Source organism: Bradyrhizobium sp. CW1, assembly GCF_023100665.1.
Taxonomy (GTDB): domain Bacteria; phylum Pseudomonadota; class Alphaproteobacteria; order Rhizobiales; family Xanthobacteraceae; genus Bradyrhizobium; species Bradyrhizobium canariense_D.
In genome coordinates this window covers 5,442,113-5,460,691 of the sequence record NZ_CP064684.1, presented here as the reverse complement: position 1 = coordinate 5,460,691, position 18,579 = coordinate 5,442,113, and the positions used below count along the sequence as shown (strand labels likewise).

Below are 18,579 nucleotides of genomic sequence, written 5' to 3'. Positions count from 1 at the left end.
TTTGGCCAGTCGGCCAAGATGGGCTATGCTGGCGCCTGCTCGAGGACGAGAATGAGACGTCGGGAATTGGCGTGGAAAACCACCGACAGACGGGGCTGCATCCATGATGACGTTACCGAAACTGGCGGCGGACTCCCTTGAAAAATTGCTGGGCTCGTTCATGCGTCGCCGGTTCGACGAGCCCTCTGCGCGCATCGTCGAGAGCGCAACCCGCACGGCGATGGAATGCATCGGCAATAGCGACGCGCTCTATCACAATATCGAGCATACGATGCTGGTGACGCTGGCGGGTCACTCCATCCTCAGCGGCCGATATCTTCACGCCCATCTGTCGGCGGAAGACTATGTCCATGTCCTGATCGCCTGCCTGGCCCATGACATCGGCTATGTGCGCGGCCTGTTCGAGGAGGATGACACCGATGGCTTCGTCATCGATGCAGCCGGCACCAAGGTGTCACTGCCGCGCGGCGCCTCGGATGCAAGCCTGATGATGTATCATGTCGACCGTTCCAAGCTTTATGTCTCGCGGCGGCTGCGACACATTCCGGGGCTCGATCCGGAGCGCATCGCCCGCGCCATCGAGGGCACCCGGTTTCCGGCCCGGGAAGGCCAGGACTATGACGACGAGGCCTCGATCCTGCGCGCGGCCGACTTCATCGGCCAGCTCGGCGACCCCAATTATCTGCGCAAGGCCAATGCGCTCTACTACGAGTTCGAGGAAGTCGGCATCAACCGCCAGCTCGGCTACGATTCGCCGGCCGACATCGTGAACCGCTATCCGCAGTTCTATTGGAATAGCGTCGCGCCGCACATCCAGACCGAGATCGGTTACCTCAACAAGACCGAGATCGGTCGGCAGTGGATCGCCAACCTCTACAGCAACGTGTTCCGCGCCGAGCGTGACATCACGTTATCCGGGCCGCAAAAATAGCTCCGCTTTCTAATGCAACAAAAAACGGTCACCACCGATCCTCGACATCGCCTATCGCGAATACGGCGCGCCGGACGGCTGGCCCTGCATCATGGGTCACGGCTTTCCCTACGACGTGAACGCCTATGCCGAGACCGCGCCGATCATGGCGCAAGCGGGCGCCCGGGTGCTGGTGCCCTGGCTGCGCGGCTACGGGCCGACGCGATTCCGCTCCGCTGCGACGTTGCGCTCCGGCGAGCAGGCGGCGCTGGGCGCCGATCTGCTGGCCTTCATGGATGCGCTTGGAATTGCGCGCGCGGTCGTCGGCGGTTACGACTGGGGCGGGCGCGCAGCCTGCGTGGTCTCGGTGCTGCATCCGGAGCGCGTGATCGCGCTCGTCTCGGGCAATTCCTACAACATCCAGAACATCGCGCGCTCGATGGAGCCGGCTTCGCCACCGGAGGAGGCGGCGCTCTGGTATCAATATCTCTTCCACAACGAACGCGGCCGCCGTGCGCTGGAGCGCAACCGGCGCGGTTTTGCGCGCCAGCTCTGGTTGATGTGGTCGCCGAGATGGGCCTTCGACGACGCGACGTTCGAGACCAGCGCCATCTCGTTCGACAATCCTGATTTCGTCGATGTCGTGATCCACTCCTACCGTCATCGTTACGCGCTGGTCGCGGGCGACCCCGCCTATGCGGCGATCGAGGCGAAGCTCGCCGCCCAGCCGCCGGTTCAGGTGTCGACCATCGCGATCGACGGCGACAGCGACGGCGTCAATTCCGGCACCGCGCACCATGCACGCAAATTCGAGGGCTTTTTCGAGCGGCGCGTCTTTGCAGGGGCCGGCCACAATTTGCCGCAGGAGCGGCCGGCCGAATGGGCCCAGGCCGTGCTCGACGTGCGGAAAGCGGCCTCATAGCGCCGGATTTCTCGTCCCGCTGTCTTGCCGCTCTCACAGCTTCCAATTTTTCCTGATTCCGGGAACCTTTTCCGATCGCAGCCGTCCAAGCTGTGGGCCGCCTTCTGTATGCGGTTCGTTGCAGGGGAGTTTTCGATGAAGACGCAAACGCGCAGGCTGGAACGTGTCGCGGTCGCGCAGGCGCCGAGCGAGCGGCCTGAAAGGGCGGAGGTCGAGCAGGCGATCCGGACCATGATCCGCTGGGCCGGCGACGATCCCGCGCGCGACGGTCTGCGCGATACGCCGGACCGGGTCGCGCGCGCCTTCGAGGAGTATTTCTCCGGCTATGCGCAGGATCCGACCGAAATCCTGCAAAAGACCTTTGAGGAGATCGAAGGCTATGACGAGATGATCGTCCTGCGCGGCGTTCGCTTCGAAAGCCATTGCGAGCACCACATGGCACCGATCGTCGGCCGCGCCTGGGTCGCTTATATCCCGCAAGGGCGCGTCGTCGGCATCTCCAAGCTCGCGCGTCTCGTCGACATCTACGCCAAGCGGCTTCAGATCCAGGAGAAGATGACCGCGCAGATCGCCAACACGATCAACGACGTGCTGAGGCCCGAAGGCGTCGGGGTCATCATCAAGGCGACGCATCACTGCATGACCACGCGTGGCGCACATAAGCCCGGGACAGATCTCGTCACCAGCCGCATGCTCGGCGTGTTCCGCGACAATGCGTTGACACGCCAGGAACTGCTGGGGCTGGCCAATTCGGACGATTGATCCGCGACGGCTCAAGGAGGCAACGCCATGACCGAAGACAAGAAGCCAAGCGGGCCCGACCTGAGCCGAGGCGTGACGCTCGCCGCGTTCAAGGACGGCAAATTGCTCGGCCATGTCGGCGAGGAAGACGTCCTGCTGGTGCAGGCCGGCAGCGAGATCTTCGCGATCGAGCCGACCTGCAGCCACTATCACGGTCCGCTCGCGGAAGGACTGGTAGTGGGCGACACCATCCGCTGCCCCTGGCATCATGCCTGCTTCTCCTTGCGGTCAGGCGAGGCGACCCGTCCGCCGGCGCTGAATGCGCTGGCGTTGTGGGAGGTCTCGCGCGATCAGGACAAGATCGTCGTCCAGCGCAAGCGCGAGATGCCGAAGCCTCCGGCGTGTCACCGGACGGCGCCAACGCCGGAAAAATTCGTCATCATCGGTGGCGGCGCGGCGGGTTTCGCGGCGGCGGAGACGCTCCGTCGCGAGGGCTTTGCCGGCGCCATCACCATGCTCAGCAATGACAGCGCGATGCCGGTCGACCGGCCCAATCTTTCCAAGGATTACCTCGCGGGCAACGCGCCGGAGGATTGGCTGCCGCTGCGAGGCGAGGACTATTATCAGGACGCCGGCATCGATCTCAGGCTCAACACGAATGTTGCCGCGATCGAGGCGAAGACGCGCAGCGTGACGCTGGGCAACGGCGACAGGCTGCCGTTCGACCGGCTGCTACTCGCGACCGGCGCCGAGCCGGTCCGATTGCAGATTCCGGGTGCCGACCAGCCCCATGTCTACACCCTGCGCTCGGTCGCCGACAGCCGCGCCATCATCAAGGCGGCGGGCAGCGCCAAGCGGGCGCTGGTGATTGGCGCCAGCTTCATCGGCCTCGAAGTCGCGGCCTCCTTGCGGGCACGCAAGATCGAGGTGCACGTGGTCGCGCCGGACGAACGGCCGATGCAGAAGGTGCTCGGTCCCGAGATGGGCGACTTCGTGCGCGCGCTGCATGAGGAGAACGGCGTCAACTTCCATCTCGAGGACACCGTGGAAAAGCTGGACGGCACGCGCGCCACGTTGAAGAGCGGCGGCGTGATCGAGGCCGACCTGGTCGTGGTCGGCATCGGCGTCAAGCCGCGCCTTGCGCTTGCCGAGCAGGCGGGGCTTGCGGCCGATCGGGGCGTCAGCGTGAGCGAATATCTGGAGACCAGCGTATCCGGCATTTTCGCGGCCGGCGACATCGCGCGCTGGCCCGATCCGCATTCGCGGCAAACCATCCGCGTCGAGCATTGGGTGGTGGCGGAGCGGCAGGGCCAGACCGCGGCGCGCAACATGCTCGGCAAGCGCGAGCGCTTCGAGGCCGTGCCGTTCTTCTGGTCGCAGCACTATGACGTGCCGATCAACTATGTCGGCCACGCCGAGAGCTTCGACGACATCGCGATCGACGGTAGCATTTCCGGCAAGGACTGCCTGCTGAAGTATAGCAAGGGCGACCGCGTTCTTGCGGTTGCTTCAATTTATAGGGATCTCGACAATCTCAAGGCCGAGCTGGAGATGGAGCGGACACGCGGCTGAGGCGCGCATCCGGTCTCGATTTGCGTCAATGGTGCTGCCCGCGAGGGCGGCTGTGCACCGGCTGATCAGCAACTCGACGCAAGACCGCCTTGCGGAACTCCGCTGATCTGACGTGCTGGCAAGAAGCAGCACGCCGCGCGCCTTCCGAGTCGCGCGGCGATCATCACCGGGGAGAAACCATGAAAGCCGCTTTGGTCCTGGCTGCAGCCTTGGCTGCCTGCCTGTCCACGCCTGTCTCCGCGCAGAAATCCTACGGTCCCGGCATCAGCGACACCGAGATCAAGATCGGCAACACCATGCCCTATAGCGGCCCCGCTTCGCCCCTCGGTATCACCGGCAGGGTGATCTCGGCCTATTTCGACGAGGTCAATGAGAAGGGCGGGATCAACGGCCGCAAGCTCAATCTCCTGTCGCTCGACGACGCCTTCTCGCCGCCGAAGACCATGGAAGCGGCGCGGCGGCTGGTCGAGGGTGACGGCGTCGCCTTCATCTTCGCGACCATGGGCACGGCGCCAAGCTCGGCGATCGCGAAATATCTCAACAGCAACAAGGTGCCGCAGCTGTTTCTGATCAGCTCGGCCTCGAAGTGGAACGATCCCGCCAACATGCCCTGGTCGATGGCGCTGCCATGGGCACCGAACTACACCAGCGAGGCCGCGATCGACGTCGCCTATGCCCGCGCCAAGAACCCGAATGCGCGCTTCGCGGTGCTCTATCAGAACGACGACGCCGGCAAGGAATACCTGCGCGGCGTCAAGGAAGCGCTTGGTGCCGACGCCGACAAGGCGATCGCGATGGCGTCGAGCTTCGAGGTCGCCGACCCCACCGTCGATTCCCAGGTGCTGACGCTCGCCAACACCAAGGCCGACGTGTTCATGATCTATTCGGTGACGCCGCGCGCCTGCGCCCAGGCGATTCGGAAAGCGCATGAGGTCGGCTGGCAGGCGACGCGCTTCCTCGCCTCGGGCTGTGCCAACAAGGCGACCGTGATGGTCCCGGCCGGCCTCGATGCCGGCAAGGGCGTGCTCTCGCTCGGCTCGCTCAAGCCGTTCGTCGAGGCGCCGAAGGACGATCCGGCGATGACGGCCTATATCGATTTCATGAAGAAGCGCCTGCCCAATGCCGACGTCAACAACGTCGCGGGTCTCTACGGCTACACCGTCGCCGAGGCATTGGTGGTCTTGCTGAAGCAGTGCAAGGACAATCTGACGCGCGAGAACATCATGGCGCAGGCGGCCAATTTGAAGAACGTGCCGCTATCGCTACTGATGCCCGGCATCACCCTCAACACCACGCCGCAGGATTTCCGCCCGATCAAGGACGGCTATATGCTCCAGTTCAATGGCAACGACTGGATCGTCGCCAGCGAGCTGCTGCGCGGCACGTGAGGGGCACGCGAGCGGCAGCATAGACAGTGCACCCTCTCCCCTTGCGGGAGAGGGTGGATCGCCGCGAAGCGGCGAGCCGGGTGAGGGGTATCTCTCTCCGCGAGTCGTCTCTACATTTGAACTCGCGGATACAACCCCTCATCCGGCGCTTCGCGCCACCTTCTGCCACAAGGGGAGAAGGGAACAGGAGGACCCCATGGATTTTCAACACTCCGAACGTTCGCTGGAGCTGCAGGAGCGGGTCCGCCGGTTCATGCGGACGCATGTCGAGCCGGTCGAGGAGCTCTACTACGAGCAGGTGAAGCCGGAAGCGACACGCTACAGGACGCCGCAGATCCTTCAGGACCTGAAGCGGCTGGCGCGCGAGCAGGGGCTTTGGAACCTGTTCCTCTCCGGCGAGCACGGCCAGGATCCCAACAACACTGGCTTGACCAATCTCGAATACGCGCCGGTGAAGGAGATCATGGGCCGCATCCTCTGGGCGCCGGAGGTGTTCAATTGCTCGGCGCCCGACGTCGGCAACATGGAGGTGCTGGCCAATTACGGTACGCCGGCGCAGCAGGAGCGCTGGCTGAAGCCACTGCTGGAAGGGCGCATCCGCTCCGGCTTCTCGATGACGGAGCCGCAGGTTGCCTCCAGCGATGCCACCAACATCCAGTGCGAGATCAGGCGCGACGGCGGCGACTACGTCATCAACGGCCGCAAATGGTTCACCTCGGGCGCGATGAACGAGGATTGCGAGATCCTGATCGTGATGGGCAAGACCGCGCCCGACGATCCCGATCGCCACCGCCAGCAATCCATGATCCTGGTGCCGAGAGCGACGCCTGGCGTGCGCATCGTCCGCGACATGCTGACCTACGGCTATGACGACGCGCCGGTCGGCCATCCCGAGATCGTCTACGAGAACGTTCGCGTGCCCGCGGAGAACATCCTGCTCGGCGAGGGCCGCGGCTTCGAGATCGCGCAAGGCAGGCTCGGCCCCGGCCGTATCCACCATTGTATGCGGCTGATCGGCTGCGCCCAGCGCGCGCTCGAATTGATGTGTCAGCGCGCGGTCTCCCGCACGGCCTTCGGCAAGCCGCTCGCAGAACAGGGCTCGGTGCGTGAGGACATCGCGCACTCATTCTGCGAGATCGCGCAGGCGCGGCTCTTGACGCTGCAAGCCGCCGACAGGATGGACCGCGAGGGCAACAAGATCGCGCGCGACCTGATTGCGGCCGCCAAGATCGTGGTGCCCAGCATGGCCGCCCGCGTTATCGACCGCGCCATCCAGATCCACGGCGCTGCCGGCGTCTCGCAGGACACGTTCCTGGCGCGTGCTTACGTCTACGCCCGCTTCATCCGCATCGGCGACGGACCGGATCAGGTGCATCTGGCCGCGGTGGGGAAGGAGCTGATCAAGCGTGGCGGGGTGATGGGCTAGCAAACGCCATCACTGACGGCCCCATTTCTTCTTTCCCGCGCAAAGCAAGGCGGCATGAACACCTTGCCGGCGGCGCCTTGACCACCGTCACTGGACCAGATGTGCGGGCCGAAGGGGCCTGAATGCGGCGCGCAGCTCGGCGCAGAAAAGCGCCGGCTGCTCCCAGGCAGCAAAATGACCGCCTTTGTCGACCTCGTGGAAGTAGGTCAGGTTGCGATAGGCGCGCCGGGCCCACGTCTCCGGGGCTTGATAGCTCTCGCCCGGGAAGACCGTGATGGCCACCGGCAGTGAGATCTCCGCAGTCTTCTCCGGACCTGCAAGGGCGGGACTGCGCCCGCTATATTCCCAGTAAAGTCGCGCCGAGGAGGTGGCGCTGTTCGTCAACCAGTACAGCGTGATGTCGTCCAGCACCTCGTCGCGGGATTTTTCGGAGTCGGTGTCGTCGAACTTCCAATGCGAGAAGCCGGGATGTCCGAGCATCCAGGCTGCCAGGCCCGCGGGAGAATCCGTCAAGCCGTAGCCGATCGTTTGCGGCCTCGTTCCCATCATCAGCGCGTAGGACCGGTTGCCCATCTTGCCGGCCGCACTGAATGCATCGAACGCCGCGCGTTCCTTGGCGGAGAGGTCTGCCGGAGCAGGCCCGCCGGCCGCGAGGATCGCGGCGATATCGGGCGGGACGATCGCCGGCAAGTTGATATGGATGCCGAGCAAGCCTGCCGGCGCCAGCCGTGCCATCGCACTCGAGACCGGCGAGCCCCAGTCGCCGCCCTGCGCGACATAGTGGGTGTAGCCCAGGCGCTTCATCAGTTCCGCCCAGATGCGCGCTGTGTGGTCGGGACCCCAACCGGTATCGACCGGCTTGCCGGAGAAGCCATAGCCGGGCATCGAGGGGATCACGACGTCGAACGCGTCCTCGGGCCGGCCCGCATGGGCCGTTGGATCGGTGAGTGGATCGATCAGCTTGAGCTGCTCGAATACCGATCCCGGCCAGCCATGGGTTATGACGACAGGCAGGGCATTGGGATGTTTGGAGCGGACATGAATGAAGTGGATGTCGATGCCGTCGATGTTGGTCATGAACTGCGGAAGTCGATTCATCTTCGCTTCGATCTTTCGCCAGTCGTAGGCCGTCCCCCAATAGTTGAGGAGGGACTGGAGCTTCGCCAGCGGGATACCTTGGGAGTGATCGGAAACAGTCTCGCGATCGGGCCATCGCGTCGCCAACACGCGCCGCCGAAGCTCCACCAAGTCCTCCTCCGGCACGGCAATGTGGAAGGGGCGAATTGTGCTTTCGCCCGCGGCCGCCGCTCCACGCAGCGGAAACACGCTCGTGGAAATCACCGCTGCAATTCCAACCGCTGCCGTGCTCAAAAGCGCGCGCCGGCTTCTGTCGATGGTGTTCTCGGAATTGTATGGCATCGGCATAGGACACCTTCCTGGCTTCAGGCGATCGGAGCCTGCGGAGCAGGGCAGTCCTTCGTCTGGCTCTGCAACATGGCTCGGAAGCTGGTCAATAGCTCGTTAAGGCTTGTTAGATGCTGTGAGCAGTTGCGTGATGCCGGGCAGGGTGAAGGAAGACAAGCTCAGCATTTCTGTCCCATGTCCGCTGACACGGACGGAGTGAACAAGCTGACGGGACTCTGTGCGCCGGCTCGTTGTCCGGGAACGCGTTCAGCAGCGGGCCTCGCTGCGCAAGGACATCGCAAACTCTCTCTCTGCGACATCGCGCAAGCAAGCCTTCTCACGCTAGGTGGCTGCCTCCGCCGCAGCAATGATCGCTTCTGCCAAAACCAACGCCGATAAGGATGAAAACACGGTCAGGCAGGCGAGCGCATCGATTGGCCTGATTGGTGGCGCCGTAGAGTCATGCCGTCGCGCGATTTCACTGTCGCCCTCGTCGTCATGCTGTTGACGCAATGTCTGTCTTAGACGGCGACAAGTAAAACACGTGCTGGAACTGTTGAGGTTCCTACAAACGGTTCCGGAGCCAGGGGTTGGCTCGATCCGCAAAACGATTTGCGGCATCGGAACCGAACAATCGAAAATCACAGGAGATATAATGGGGTTCCGATCGAGCGCCGCAATCTGCGGCGCCGTGATTGCACTTGCCGTTTCCGTTTCTATTGCGCGATGTGAAGCTGGTGGGGTTCACTCAAGCGCTGTCGACAACGCCGCTTCCGGGGAAACGATCGTTGGCGCGGCATCCATGTACAATCCGTTCAAGCCAGGCAAAGAGGAGGGCGGCCCGAAGACGGCTTCCGGCGAGCGCTATGACCCCTCGGTCTGGTCGGCCGCCATCAAGACGAGCTTGCGCAAGAAATTCGGTGGGGTCCAATTTGGCGCGAAGCCGAAATACGCCCTCGTCGAGGCCGTCGGCAAGAAGGTCATCGTCAGGATAAATGACGTGGGACCGCTACGGCCCGGCCGCATCATCGACTTCAATGAGCGGACGATGCGCCATTTCGATCCGAGCCTGGAGCGCGGGGTCATTCCCGATGTCAAAGTTCGGCCGCTTGCTGGTGGCGATTGGACCCCCGGACCAGTTGGCTGAACCGTCGCACCAGGAGGTCGCGCAGCACGGCCCTTCCACAATAGGCGAAACGCTTCGATGGCTCTCCATGCGGTCGGCGAGGCGTTGCCCACCGGCGCGACGGTGGTCGGATGTTTGGGAAAACCGACATATCTCCATGCTCGACCAAAGCCGAATAGCGGAGTGAAATCTGCGCGTCTAGATTGAAAGAATGGAAAGGCAAGTGGGGCGGGCAGCCGTTGCTCCGGCGGTCTCATCAACTTGCTTTTTTCCGACGGTTTTTATCAGCGTTCTACGCCCACGCATGTTCGCCAGTATCGATGTCATTGCGAGGCAGTGCCACTGGAGCGGTGTGCGATTGCACGCAACCGCGGAGAACGCAGATGAGCAGCTTCCCTTGGCCCTTGTGGCAAAAGCACAAGAACAAATCGCTGGATCGTGCGGAGCCTCCTTCGGACAAGGTGGAGCCTTCGTCCGAACAGTTCGAAGGCGGGGGTCGGCGACACCTGCTGCAGGCGCTGTCCGTCTTCGCCGCCGGCAGCGCGTTGGGGGAGATGTCAAACCCCGCCGAAGCAAAAGACTCCAGTGATTTGCCACCTCCAAGACGTGCACTGACCGGCCGCGATGAAGCCGGCAAGTCGGTGTTGAAGTCTTTTGAGGTGACTCCAAAGCTGGTGGAAATCGATGCCAATCCAGGACTGACTTTCTATGAACTGTATATGACTGAGGGAGTGCCAGGACTGACTGGCCTGGAGCCGGATCCGATGTCGGCAGGAACGAAGGCGTTTCCGGGGCCTGCGGGGACCATCTTTCGATTGATCTCGTATCCGCCGAAGCGTCCTGAAGGTTGGAAGCCGCCGCCTGGCGTCACGTTCGAGAGTGGGCTTAGAGAAATGTCGGACAAGATCCCCGGCATGGGAGATCATTTTGAGCGCGGCGCTCCAGGGATGCACACATCGGATACAATAGACTACGGAGTCGTGGTTCGCGGCGAGATGACGCTGGAATTGGACGACGGCCAGAAGGTCCATTTGCGTCAGGGTGATTGCATCGTGCAAAACGGAACGCGCCATCGCTGGCGCAACCCATTGCCCGAACCCTGCCTCATGGCGTTTGTTTCGATCGGCGGGAAGCGCGCCTGACGCGTGGAGACCTGGCGCCTCGTTGGCTGAAATCAGCCATGTCTAGCGTACAAACTGCTAAGCGGCCGTGATCTTCGAAGCCGGGCCTTCGGCTCCAGTGCCAAGGGAGTCCACACCCGTCGCCTCTATGCAGAGTTTAAGCGCCCCGCCCAGAGTTGCAGCAGCCAGATCCGCCTTGGCACCTTCCCGCAGGCTTTCCAGCGCCGCTGGGTCGATGTCCTTCATCCAGCAACCCAGAATGATTGTGGCCTTCGGCAATTTACGGCGAAGGCGTCGCACCGAGTAACGCATGTGGGCGGGGCTGCTTGCATCCATATAGACGAGGCAGACAATGGCGACCCCGGTGGTCTCCAGCCGGAAGATATTCGCCGTCGATAGCGCTTCCGCTGCTTCAACTCGTGCCGACAAGCCATGCGCACCGGTCAGTTGAGCCAGCATGATCGCAGCGGCTTCGTCGATCGGATTTCGCCCGGCCACACAGAGGACGGGATGTTCGCCTTGCCATCCAGTGGGCAAGTCCTCCTTGCGCAGAACCCGCAGACTCTCATAAGGCGCGTCCTCAGCCACGCCCTCTATGGCAGATGTAGCTTCGACATCTGTGGTCGGGCCGACCTTCGGCGGCGGACGCTCATCCTGCTCCGAAATGTTATTGGCAAATTCCTGGACCGCATCCCTGATTTTGGTCAGCCGGTCGGGATCCAGAGCGCCGCGCTCGGCATCCGCTTGAGCCAGTTGCAGTCCTCGCAGGGCGACTTCGTCGTAATAGGAGCTGAGAGATCGCTCCTTCAAGAACTCCTCGGCTTTTGCAGATGCTTCTGTCGGGTCGCCGGCGAGCATCCGCTGATAGAATATCTCAGGCGGAGAGAGTGCTGGTCGGTCTCCAAACATGACGTCCAGGAACTCCAGCCGCTCGACATGGCGGCCCAGTACGACGAGACACACCGTGAGTGGTGTCGCCAGAACGAGGCCGATCGGACCCCAGAGCGCCGTCCAGAACGTCGCAGAAGCCACAACGGCCACCGGCGACAGTCCCGTGCTGTGTCCATAGACCATCGGCTCCAGCACATGGCCGACGACGGGCTCCACCACCACGAACAGCGCGATCGTCCAAAGCAGCATCGTCCAGGTTGGATCGACCGCGACCGCGAGAGCGAGAGGAAAGGCGGCGGCGATGACCGCCCCGATGTAGGGCACGAAGCGCAGCACTGCTGCCAGAATACCCCACAGGATCGCGCTTGGAACGCCGATCAGCCAGAGACCCATTCCGATGACGATGCCGAAGCTGCCGTTCACGAGAAGCTGGATAAGGAAAAGCCGGCTGAGGCGGCTCGCCGCGTCATCAAGGGCAGCCGTGGTGCGCTGCAGGTCATCCGAACCGGCCAGCCTGATCAGACGATTACGAAGATCCTCGCGTTGAAGCAAAATGAAGATCACGAATATGACGATGATCCCGGTCGTTGCGAGCGGATGAAGCAAGGGTGAAATCAGCGTTTGCAAGCTCTCCAGCGCGCCGGGATCGGGCTGAAGCACTTCCACAGGAACGGGCCTCGGCGCGGCCGCTTTCGGAGCTGCTATGGTCCCCAACGAATTCGTGGCCTCCTTGGGCTTGTCGAGTTCTTTGCTGAGGTCCTTCAACATGCTCGAAGCCCGCTCGAGCGTGCCTCGACCAGCGGTGGTCTCACGGAAGGATTGGATCTTCTCGCTTATTGTGGACTGATATCGCGGCAAATCGCCAGCCAGCTGCGTGAGTTGGGTAGCAAGGAGACTGCCCATCGCAAATATGAATGCGAAGGCGATCACGACCACGCTCACCACAGCCAAACTGCGTGGAATGCGCAGACGCTGAACCAGTCGAACCAGGGGCGCCAGCACGAAGCTGAGCAAGACGGCCAGCGCTATGGGGATGATGATCTCGCGACCATAATACAGCACCATGACAATGATCGCGGCGAGAATGGCCATCGCCACGGCGCTCAATAGCGAAATCAATTCTTCCGGTGTTCGTGCTTTGAATGGCTGCCTGATCACAGCTCCTCGCTAGGCCGGGAAAAGCGGCGAGTTTGTTGACGTCCAGTGAGTTCAAAAAAGCCGCGGATTGCTCCGCGGCTTTTGCATTCACAGGATTCGTATCTCAGTAGCGGTCGGTGCCGATCCCGACGCTCACGCCGGGAGCGCGGAAGCCGATGCCGCTGCGCTCTTCATAGCCGCGCCGCTCGATGTAGCGCTCGCGAGGCGCATATCCGTAGGAATCGCGCCCTTCGCGGATGATGACACGGCGTTCGCCGCGCTCACGCCAGCAACGACCGTCTTCGTTGCAGACCATGCGCACGTTCTGAATGTTGCTGTCCGGAGCGACAGACAGGGTGGGAGACAGCGGGGCTGCAGCAGCGGCGGTCACGAGAAGGGTACTTGCTGCGGCCGCCAGAGCGGCTGTGAAAAATTTCATCGTGTTTCTCCCAAATGTGATGTGTCAGTGAGGCAATAGACTGGGAACCCAATGGTTCCATGGCTGAACAGATATCGTCAGCTGCCGCCATTCTGTTCGCAGGCATTCCCTGCCCGAAAGACAGGTGAACTCGCCATGATTGGCGATCATGACCTGGAAGATGGGATTGCGGAGAGAGGCATCGCGCGGTCTCTGTGAAGATCGGCTTCGAGATCCTGCCGGCCCAGCGCGGAAAGCTCCAACATTGACATCATGCTCCTGTTTTGCCCGACGGAGCAAGTAGATTCGTCAAATCCGCAGAAGACGGGGCGGTAGCCAAGCCATTGAAATCGCTGTCCCCGGCTACTGTGCATGGGGTTGTTTTCGCGTTTTTGATGGAGCGACCCCACCGCCGGCTCTGTTGGCGATGGACGTGCGGCTACCCGGCCTTGGCGATGCGGCCGTCCGCCGCGCCTGCGCGCAGGTTCTGGAAGAACTTCTCCACCTCGCGCGACAGCGTCTCCGCCGTCTCGGTCACGCTGCTCGCAGCCCTCAGCACCGAGGAGGCTGCAGTATCGGTCTCGCCGATGGCGTCGCGGAGCGAGCTGATGTTGGCGACGAGGGTCTCGTTGCCTTGGGCAGCCGATTGCGCGTTGGACGAGATCTCGCGCGTGGCGGCGTCCTGCTGGCCGATGGCGCCGGCGATCGCCGAGGTGACGTCGTTGATCTCGCGCACCGCGCCGCCGATCTCGCGGACGGCGTCGACCGCGTTGCGGGTGGAGGACTGGATCATCGAGACGTTTTCGCTGATGTCGGCGGTCGCTTTCGCGGTCTGCCCCGCGAGCGCCTTCACTTCGTGTGCGACGACGGCAAAGCCGCGGCCAGCATCGCCCGCGCGCGCCGCTTCGATGGTGGCATTGAGCGCGAGCAGATTGGTCTGCTCGGCGATCGCCTGGATCAGGCTGAGCACGCCGTCGATGCGTTGCGTGGCGGCCGCCAGGCTCTCGATCTCGGCAATCGATTTCTCGGTGCGCTGCCCGGTCTGCTCGACCGCGCTGGCGGATTGCCGCACCTGCCGGCCGATCTCCACCACCGACGCAGACAGCTCCTCGGCCGCGCCTGCCACCGCCGTGACGTTGTGCGATGCCTGTTCGGTGGCGTTCGCCGCCGTGCCGGCGCGACTGCTCGCGTCCGCGGTGACGCGGGTGATGGTCTGCGCCGTCTCGCGCATGACGGAGGCGTTGTCGCCGAGGCCGCGCATGATCGCGCCGATCGCCTCGCGAAACGCGTCGACGGATTGCTCGATGTGGCGGGCGCGCTCCTCGCGCGCGGCGGAGTCCTGCGAGACCTGCGAGGCGAGGTTGCGGTTGCGCCCCATCGCGTCCTGGAAGATCTGGATCGCGCGCGCCAGTGCGCCGATCTCGTCGGCGCGGTCAGAGTGGGGCACCACGACGTTCTCGGCGCCGTCAGCGACCTGCTTGATGGTCGCGGTGATGGCGGAGAGCGGGCGTGCGATCGAGCGGGCGATGATGACGATGCCGATCACGACGAGGGCGAGCGCCACGCCGGCGAGGCAGGTCAGGACGAAGGACAGGATGCGATTGGTCTCGGTCTCGTGCGCGATTTGCCTCGCGCGCTCGGAATAGACTTTGGACAGCGCCTCGAGATCCTTGTTCAGCGCCGAGCGCACGGCGCGGTTGGCGTCGTTGTCGCCCCATTCGCGGCCCGCGGCCGCATTGATCTCGACGCCGCGGCGCACCAGCTCCTTGCGAAACTCGACGAACTGCTCGATGCGCTTCTTGAAGGTGGCGAACTGTTCGGCATCGTCAGCCTTGACGATGGTCTCCCAGCGCTTCACGACGTCGAGGATCTGGGCGTTGAACTTGAGCAGGCCCTCGCCGTATTTCTTCACCACGGCCGGTTCGGTCGACATGTAGACGCCGCGTGATTCCATCACGACCGCATAGACCAGCGAGTTGACCCGCTCAACGTTCAGCGCGGCGGCGTTCGCGGTCTCGATCGCGGTGGTCAGCTCGGCACCGCGGCGGCTGTTGTAGTCGGACAGCATCGCGATCGCGGCCGTGAGCAGCGCGAACAGCGCGAAGATCGCGTAGAGCTTGTTGGCAAGCGTGAAGCGGCCGGCGAGGCCGGCGGCATTCCCAGATTGGTCGGTTTTCATGGTTTCAGGGGCCCGAATGGCCGGGAGCGGCCGGAGAGCGCAGTCGTACAAATCAATGCAAAACTATGCAGAATGAAGATGGACGCGGCGTTAACGCCGGGTTTGGCCTCCTTCGCCCTCGGTCGAAAGAAAGGTCGATATTTCAGCGTCTTGATCTGAAGGTATAGTCTTGGGATTGCCCTGGAGTCGGCCTTTGGCCGACGAACCCCGGAGAGACCCTTGGTCTACCGCCACACCATCGACGCCACGACGTACACGTTCCCGGATTTGCGCGACCTGCTCGCCAAGGCGACGCCGCCGCGCTCCGGTGACCGGCTGGCCGGGATCGCCGCCGCCAGTGCCGAACAGATGATCGCGGCGCGGATGGTGCTGGCCGACGTCCCTCTCGGGCAGTTCTTACAGGAAGCCGTCATCCCCTATGAGACCGACGAGGTCACCCGCCTCGTTATCGACAGCCACGACGCCAAGGCGTTCGCGCCGGTGGCTTCGCTGACGGTCGGCGCCTTTCGCGACTGGCTGCTATCGGACGCCGCGACGCCCGAAATCCTACGCAAGCTGGCCGGCGGCATCACCCCGGAGATGGCGGCGGCGGTGTCGAAGCTGATGCGCAACCAGGATTTGATCCTGGCGGCGCGGAAATGCGAGGTCACCACCGCTTTCCGCAACACCATCGGTCTGAAGGGCCGGATGAGCACCCGGCTCCAGCCCAACCATCCCTTCGACGACGCCAGAGGGATCACCGCCTCCATCCTCGACGGCATCCTGCTCGGCGCCGGCGATGCCTGCATCGGCATCAACCCGGCGAGCGACGACCCGGCCGTGATTGGCCAATTGCTGCGGCTGCTCGACGAGGTCATCGCGCGGCTCAAGATCCCGACCCAAGGATGCGTGCTGACCCATGTCACCACGACATTGTCGCTGATCGGGCAGGGGGCGCCGATCGACCTCGTGTTCCAGTCGGTCGCCGGCACCGAGGCCGCCAACCGCAGTTTTGGCGTCGACCTCGCGCTCCTCAAGGAGGCCCAAGAGGCCGGGCTGTCGCAGAAGCGCGGCACGGTCGGGCAGAACGTGATGTATTTCGAGACCGGGCAGGGCTCGGCGCTATCGGCCAATGCCCATCACGGCGTCGACCAGCAGACCTGCGAGGCCCGCGCCTATGCGGTGGCCCGCGCCTTTGCGCCCCTCCTGGTCAACAGCGTGGTTGGCTTCATCGGCCCGGAATATCTCTACGACGGCAAGGAAATCATCCGGGCCGGGCTGGAGGATCACTTTTGCGGCAAGCTGCTCGGCCTGCCGCTTGGGATCGACATCTGCTATACCAACCACGCCGAGGCGGACCAGGACGACATGGACAATCTGCTGACGCTGCTCGCTGCCGCCGGCGTTACCTTCATCATGGGTGTCCCCGGCGCCGATGACGTCATGCTGAACTATCAATCCACGTCTTTTCACGACGCGCTCTATGTCCGCGACGTCTTCGGATTGCGTCGTGCGCCGGAATTCGACGACTGGCTGGCGCAGTCGGGCATTGCGGGCCCCGATTTCCGTCTTGCCGGCGATGCAGGCCTGCTGCCCGATTTTGCCTCACGGTTGATCGCGTGACGTGGCGGAAGCACCCGGCGGCCCGAGGAAACCATTGGTGCCCAAGGGAATTAAGCTCTGCCACAATATTGAGAAATTCCGGCGGCAGCATTACGCTATGTAGCTGTCTGGCAATTTCCGCAGCTAAGTCGAGCGTGGCGGGGGAGCTTTGATGCGAGCTGAAAGTAACGGGACGTCCCGGCGGATTCTCTGCGTGTTTCCGCGATACACATCGTCGTTCGGGACGTTCGAGCATTCCTACCCACTAACCGATGGCGTCCGCGCCTTCATGCCGCCGCAGGGACTTTTGCTGCTCGCGGCCTATCTGCCCGAGGAATGGCAGGTCAAATTCGTCGACGAGAACCTTCGCCGTACGACCAGAGAAGAGTTCGAATGGGCCGAGGCGGTCTTCGTCAGCGGCATGCACATCCAGCGCCAGCAGATGAACGATATCTGCCGCCGCGCCCACGAGTTCGATCTGCCGGTCGCGCTCGGCGGCCCCTCCGTCAGCGCCTGCCCGGATTATTATCCGTCGTTCGACTATCTCCATGTCGGCGAGCTCGGCGACGCCACCAATCAGCTGCTCGAAATACTGTCGCGCGACATCTCGCGTCCCGAGACCCAGGTGGTTCTGACCACCAAGGACCGCGTGCCGATGACGGAGTTTCCGATCCCGGCCTACGAGCTCGCCGACGTGAAGAAATACTTCCTCGGCAGCATCCAGTATTCCAGCGGCTGCCCCTATCAGTGCGAGTTCTGCGACATCCCCGGCCTTTATGGCCGCAACCCGCGCCTCAAGTCGCCGGAGCAGATCATCGCCGAACTCGACCGCCTGCGGGAATGCGGCATGACCGACACGGTCTATTTCGTCGACGACAATTTCATCGGCAACCGCAAGGCGGCGCTCGACCTCCTGCCGCATCTGATCGAATGGCAGAAGAGGACCGGCTACATGGTGCGGCTCGCCTGCGAGGCGACGCTCAACATCGCCAAGCGGCCGGAAATCCTCGAGAAGATGCGCGAGGCCTATTTCGTCACCATCTTCTGCGGCATCGAGACGCCCGACCCCGATGCGCTGAAGGCGATGCACAAGGACCACAACATGATGGTCCCGATCCTCGAGGGCGTGCAAACCATCAACTCCTACGGCATGGAGGTCGTGTCCGGCATCATCATGGGGCTCGACACCGACAAGCCGAACACTTCGGAGGCGCTGCTCGCCTTTGTCGAGGAGTCCCGAATTCCGCTGCTCACGATCAACCTGCTTCAGGCGTTGCCGAAGACGCCGCTGTGGGACCGTCTGGAGCGCGAGGGGCGCCTGGTCGAGGACGACGGGCGCGATTCCAATGTTGACTTCCTGTTGCCCTACGACGACGTCGTTGCGTCCTGGAAGCACGCCATGGCCGTCGCCTACGAGCCCGAGAAGGTCTACGGGCGCTTCCAGTATCAATGCGACCACGTTTACGTGCACCGCCTCAAGATGCCAACGCCGGACGAGATGAAGACCTGGACCAACATCAGGCGCGGCCTCGTCATGCTGCGAAACATCTTCTGGAAGGTCGGCGTGCTCGGCGACTACAAGCGCGTGTTCTGGAAGTTCGCGCTGGGCCGCATCAAGCGCGGCGATCTCGAAGGCCTGATCGGCTGCACCCTGATCGCGCACCATCTCATCACCTTTGCGCGGGCGGCCTCGACCGGCCAGCAGAACGCCTCGAACTATTCGATCCGGCTACGCGAGGCCTCCGTTCCCGCCGAATGACACA

13 protein-coding genes and 1 pseudogene are annotated in these 18,579 nt (G+C 63.2%); 10 read left to right on the top strand and 4 right to left on the bottom strand.

From position 1 onward, the window contains the following. Window positions 1-103 precede the first annotated feature (103 nt). The 6 genes and pseudogenes from IVB54_RS26730 to IVB54_RS26705 all read left to right on the top strand — a co-directional run bounded on the left by IVB54_RS26730 (window position 104) and on the right by IVB54_RS26705 (window position 6,959). Window positions 104-931: a metal-dependent phosphohydrolase gene (locus tag IVB54_RS26730; RefSeq protein ID WP_026233269.1), complete on the top strand. Its 828-nt coding sequence runs from the start codon at window positions 104-106 to the stop codon at window positions 929-931. Window positions 932-943: 12 nt separating this feature from the next. Next, a pseudogene (locus IVB54_RS26725) lies at window positions 944-1,832 on the top strand (alpha/beta hydrolase). Window positions 1,833-1,967: 135 nt separating this feature from the next. Continuing rightward, on the top strand, window positions 1,968-2,594 hold the full coding sequence (folE, locus tag IVB54_RS26720; protein WP_018456940.1) for a GTP cyclohydrolase I FolE: 627 nt from the start codon (window positions 1,968-1,970) through the stop codon (window positions 2,592-2,594). Window positions 2,595-2,621: 27 nt separating this feature from the next. Continuing rightward, window positions 2,622-4,145: an FAD-dependent oxidoreductase gene (locus IVB54_RS26715; protein WP_204510659.1), complete on the top strand. Its 1,524-nt coding sequence runs from the start codon at window positions 2,622-2,624 to the stop codon at window positions 4,143-4,145. 179 nt (window positions 4,146-4,324) lie between these two features. After that, window positions 4,325-5,533: an ABC transporter substrate-binding protein gene (locus IVB54_RS26710; protein ID WP_018456938.1), complete on the top strand. Its 1,209-nt coding sequence runs from the start codon at window positions 4,325-4,327 to the stop codon at window positions 5,531-5,533. Window positions 5,534-5,729: 196 nt separating this feature from the next. Continuing rightward, window positions 5,730-6,959 (top strand): acyl-CoA dehydrogenase family protein, encoded by a 1,230-nt coding sequence (locus IVB54_RS26705; RefSeq protein WP_018456937.1) that lies wholly within the window; start codon window positions 5,730-5,732, stop codon window positions 6,957-6,959. 87 nt (window positions 6,960-7,046) lie between these two features. Here IVB54_RS26705 and IVB54_RS26700 read toward each other — a convergent pair whose 3' ends face one another. Then, window positions 7,047-8,384: an epoxide hydrolase family protein gene (locus IVB54_RS26700; RefSeq protein WP_247776508.1), complete on the bottom strand. Its 1,338-nt coding sequence runs from the start codon at window positions 8,382-8,384 to the stop codon at window positions 7,047-7,049. A 634-nt stretch (window positions 8,385-9,018) separates the two neighbouring features. Here IVB54_RS26700 and IVB54_RS26695 point away from each other — a divergent pair. Together IVB54_RS26695 and IVB54_RS26690 are read left to right on the top strand one after the other, a co-directional pair. Continuing rightward, window positions 9,019-9,510 (top strand): septal ring lytic transglycosylase RlpA family protein, encoded by a 492-nt coding sequence (locus IVB54_RS26695; RefSeq protein ID WP_085352210.1) that lies wholly within the window; start codon window positions 9,019-9,021, stop codon window positions 9,508-9,510. A gap of 362 nt (window positions 9,511-9,872) precedes the next feature. Continuing rightward, complete coding sequence (locus IVB54_RS26690) at window positions 9,873-10,631, top strand: cupin domain-containing protein (RefSeq protein ID WP_018456933.1); 759 nt, start codon at window positions 9,873-9,875, stop codon at window positions 10,629-10,631. A 57-nt stretch (window positions 10,632-10,688) separates the two neighbouring features. On the opposite strand, the gene IVB54_RS26685 is transcribed toward IVB54_RS26690, so the two are convergent. From IVB54_RS26685 to IVB54_RS26675, 3 genes are all read right to left on the bottom strand, one after another. Continuing rightward, window positions 10,689-12,659, bottom strand: coding sequence for an AI-2E family transporter (locus IVB54_RS26685; protein WP_026233267.1), 1,971 nt, complete (start codon window positions 12,657-12,659; stop codon window positions 10,689-10,691). A 103-nt stretch (window positions 12,660-12,762) separates the two neighbouring features. Further along, entirely contained in the window at window positions 12,763-13,077 is a 315-nt protein-coding gene (locus IVB54_RS26680) for a hypothetical protein (protein WP_018456931.1), read from the bottom strand. A 418-nt stretch (window positions 13,078-13,495) separates the two neighbouring features. Then, window positions 13,496-15,235, bottom strand: coding sequence for a HAMP domain-containing methyl-accepting chemotaxis protein (locus IVB54_RS26675; RefSeq protein ID WP_018456930.1), 1,740 nt, complete (start codon window positions 15,233-15,235; stop codon window positions 13,496-13,498). Window positions 15,236-15,454: 219 nt separating this feature from the next. Here IVB54_RS26675 and IVB54_RS26670 point away from each other — a divergent pair, with 219 nt between their 5' ends. Both IVB54_RS26670 and IVB54_RS26665 read left to right on the top strand, forming a co-directional pair. Further along, entirely contained in the window at window positions 15,455-16,837 is a 1,383-nt protein-coding gene (locus tag IVB54_RS26670; protein ID WP_247363438.1) for an ethanolamine ammonia-lyase subunit EutB, read from the top strand. 151 nt (window positions 16,838-16,988) lie between these two features. Further along, complete coding sequence (locus tag IVB54_RS26665) at window positions 16,989-18,575, top strand: B12-binding domain-containing radical SAM protein (RefSeq protein ID WP_026233266.1); 1,587 nt, start codon at window positions 16,989-16,991, stop codon at window positions 18,573-18,575. Window positions 18,576-18,579: the final 4 nt, after the last annotated feature.

Excerpts from the sequence above, each read along its gene's own strand:
- IVB54_RS26695 (WP_085352210.1), top strand. The coding sequence starts at position 9,019 with ATGGGGTTCCGATCGAGCGCCGCAATCTGCGGCGCCGTGATTGCACTT.
- folE (WP_018456940.1), top strand. The coding sequence starts at position 1,968 with ATGAAGACGCAAACGCGCAGGCTGGAACGTGTCGCGGTCGCGCAGGCG.
- IVB54_RS26730 (WP_026233269.1), top strand. The coding sequence starts at position 104 with ATGATGACGTTACCGAAACTGGCGGCGGACTCCCTTGAAAAATTGCTG.
- IVB54_RS26705 (WP_018456937.1), top strand. The coding sequence starts at position 5,730 with ATGGATTTTCAACACTCCGAACGTTCGCTGGAGCTGCAGGAGCGGGTC.
- IVB54_RS26675 (WP_018456930.1), bottom strand. The coding sequence starts at position 15,235 with ATGAAAACCGACCAATCTGGGAATGCCGCCGGCCTCGCCGGCCGCTTC.
- IVB54_RS26715 (WP_204510659.1), top strand. The coding sequence starts at position 2,622 with ATGACCGAAGACAAGAAGCCAAGCGGGCCCGACCTGAGCCGAGGCGTG.
- IVB54_RS26710 (WP_018456938.1), top strand. The coding sequence starts at position 4,325 with ATGAAAGCCGCTTTGGTCCTGGCTGCAGCCTTGGCTGCCTGCCTGTCC.
- IVB54_RS26700 (WP_247776508.1), bottom strand. The coding sequence starts at position 8,384 with ATGCCGATGCCATACAATTCCGAGAACACCATCGACAGAAGCCGGCGC.
- IVB54_RS26680 (WP_018456931.1), bottom strand. The coding sequence starts at position 13,077 with ATGAAATTTTTCACAGCCGCTCTGGCGGCCGCAGCAAGTACCCTTCTC.
- IVB54_RS26665 (WP_026233266.1), top strand. The coding sequence starts at position 16,989 with ATGCGAGCTGAAAGTAACGGGACGTCCCGGCGGATTCTCTGCGTGTTT.
- IVB54_RS26690 (WP_018456933.1), top strand. The coding sequence starts at position 9,873 with ATGAGCAGCTTCCCTTGGCCCTTGTGGCAAAAGCACAAGAACAAATCG.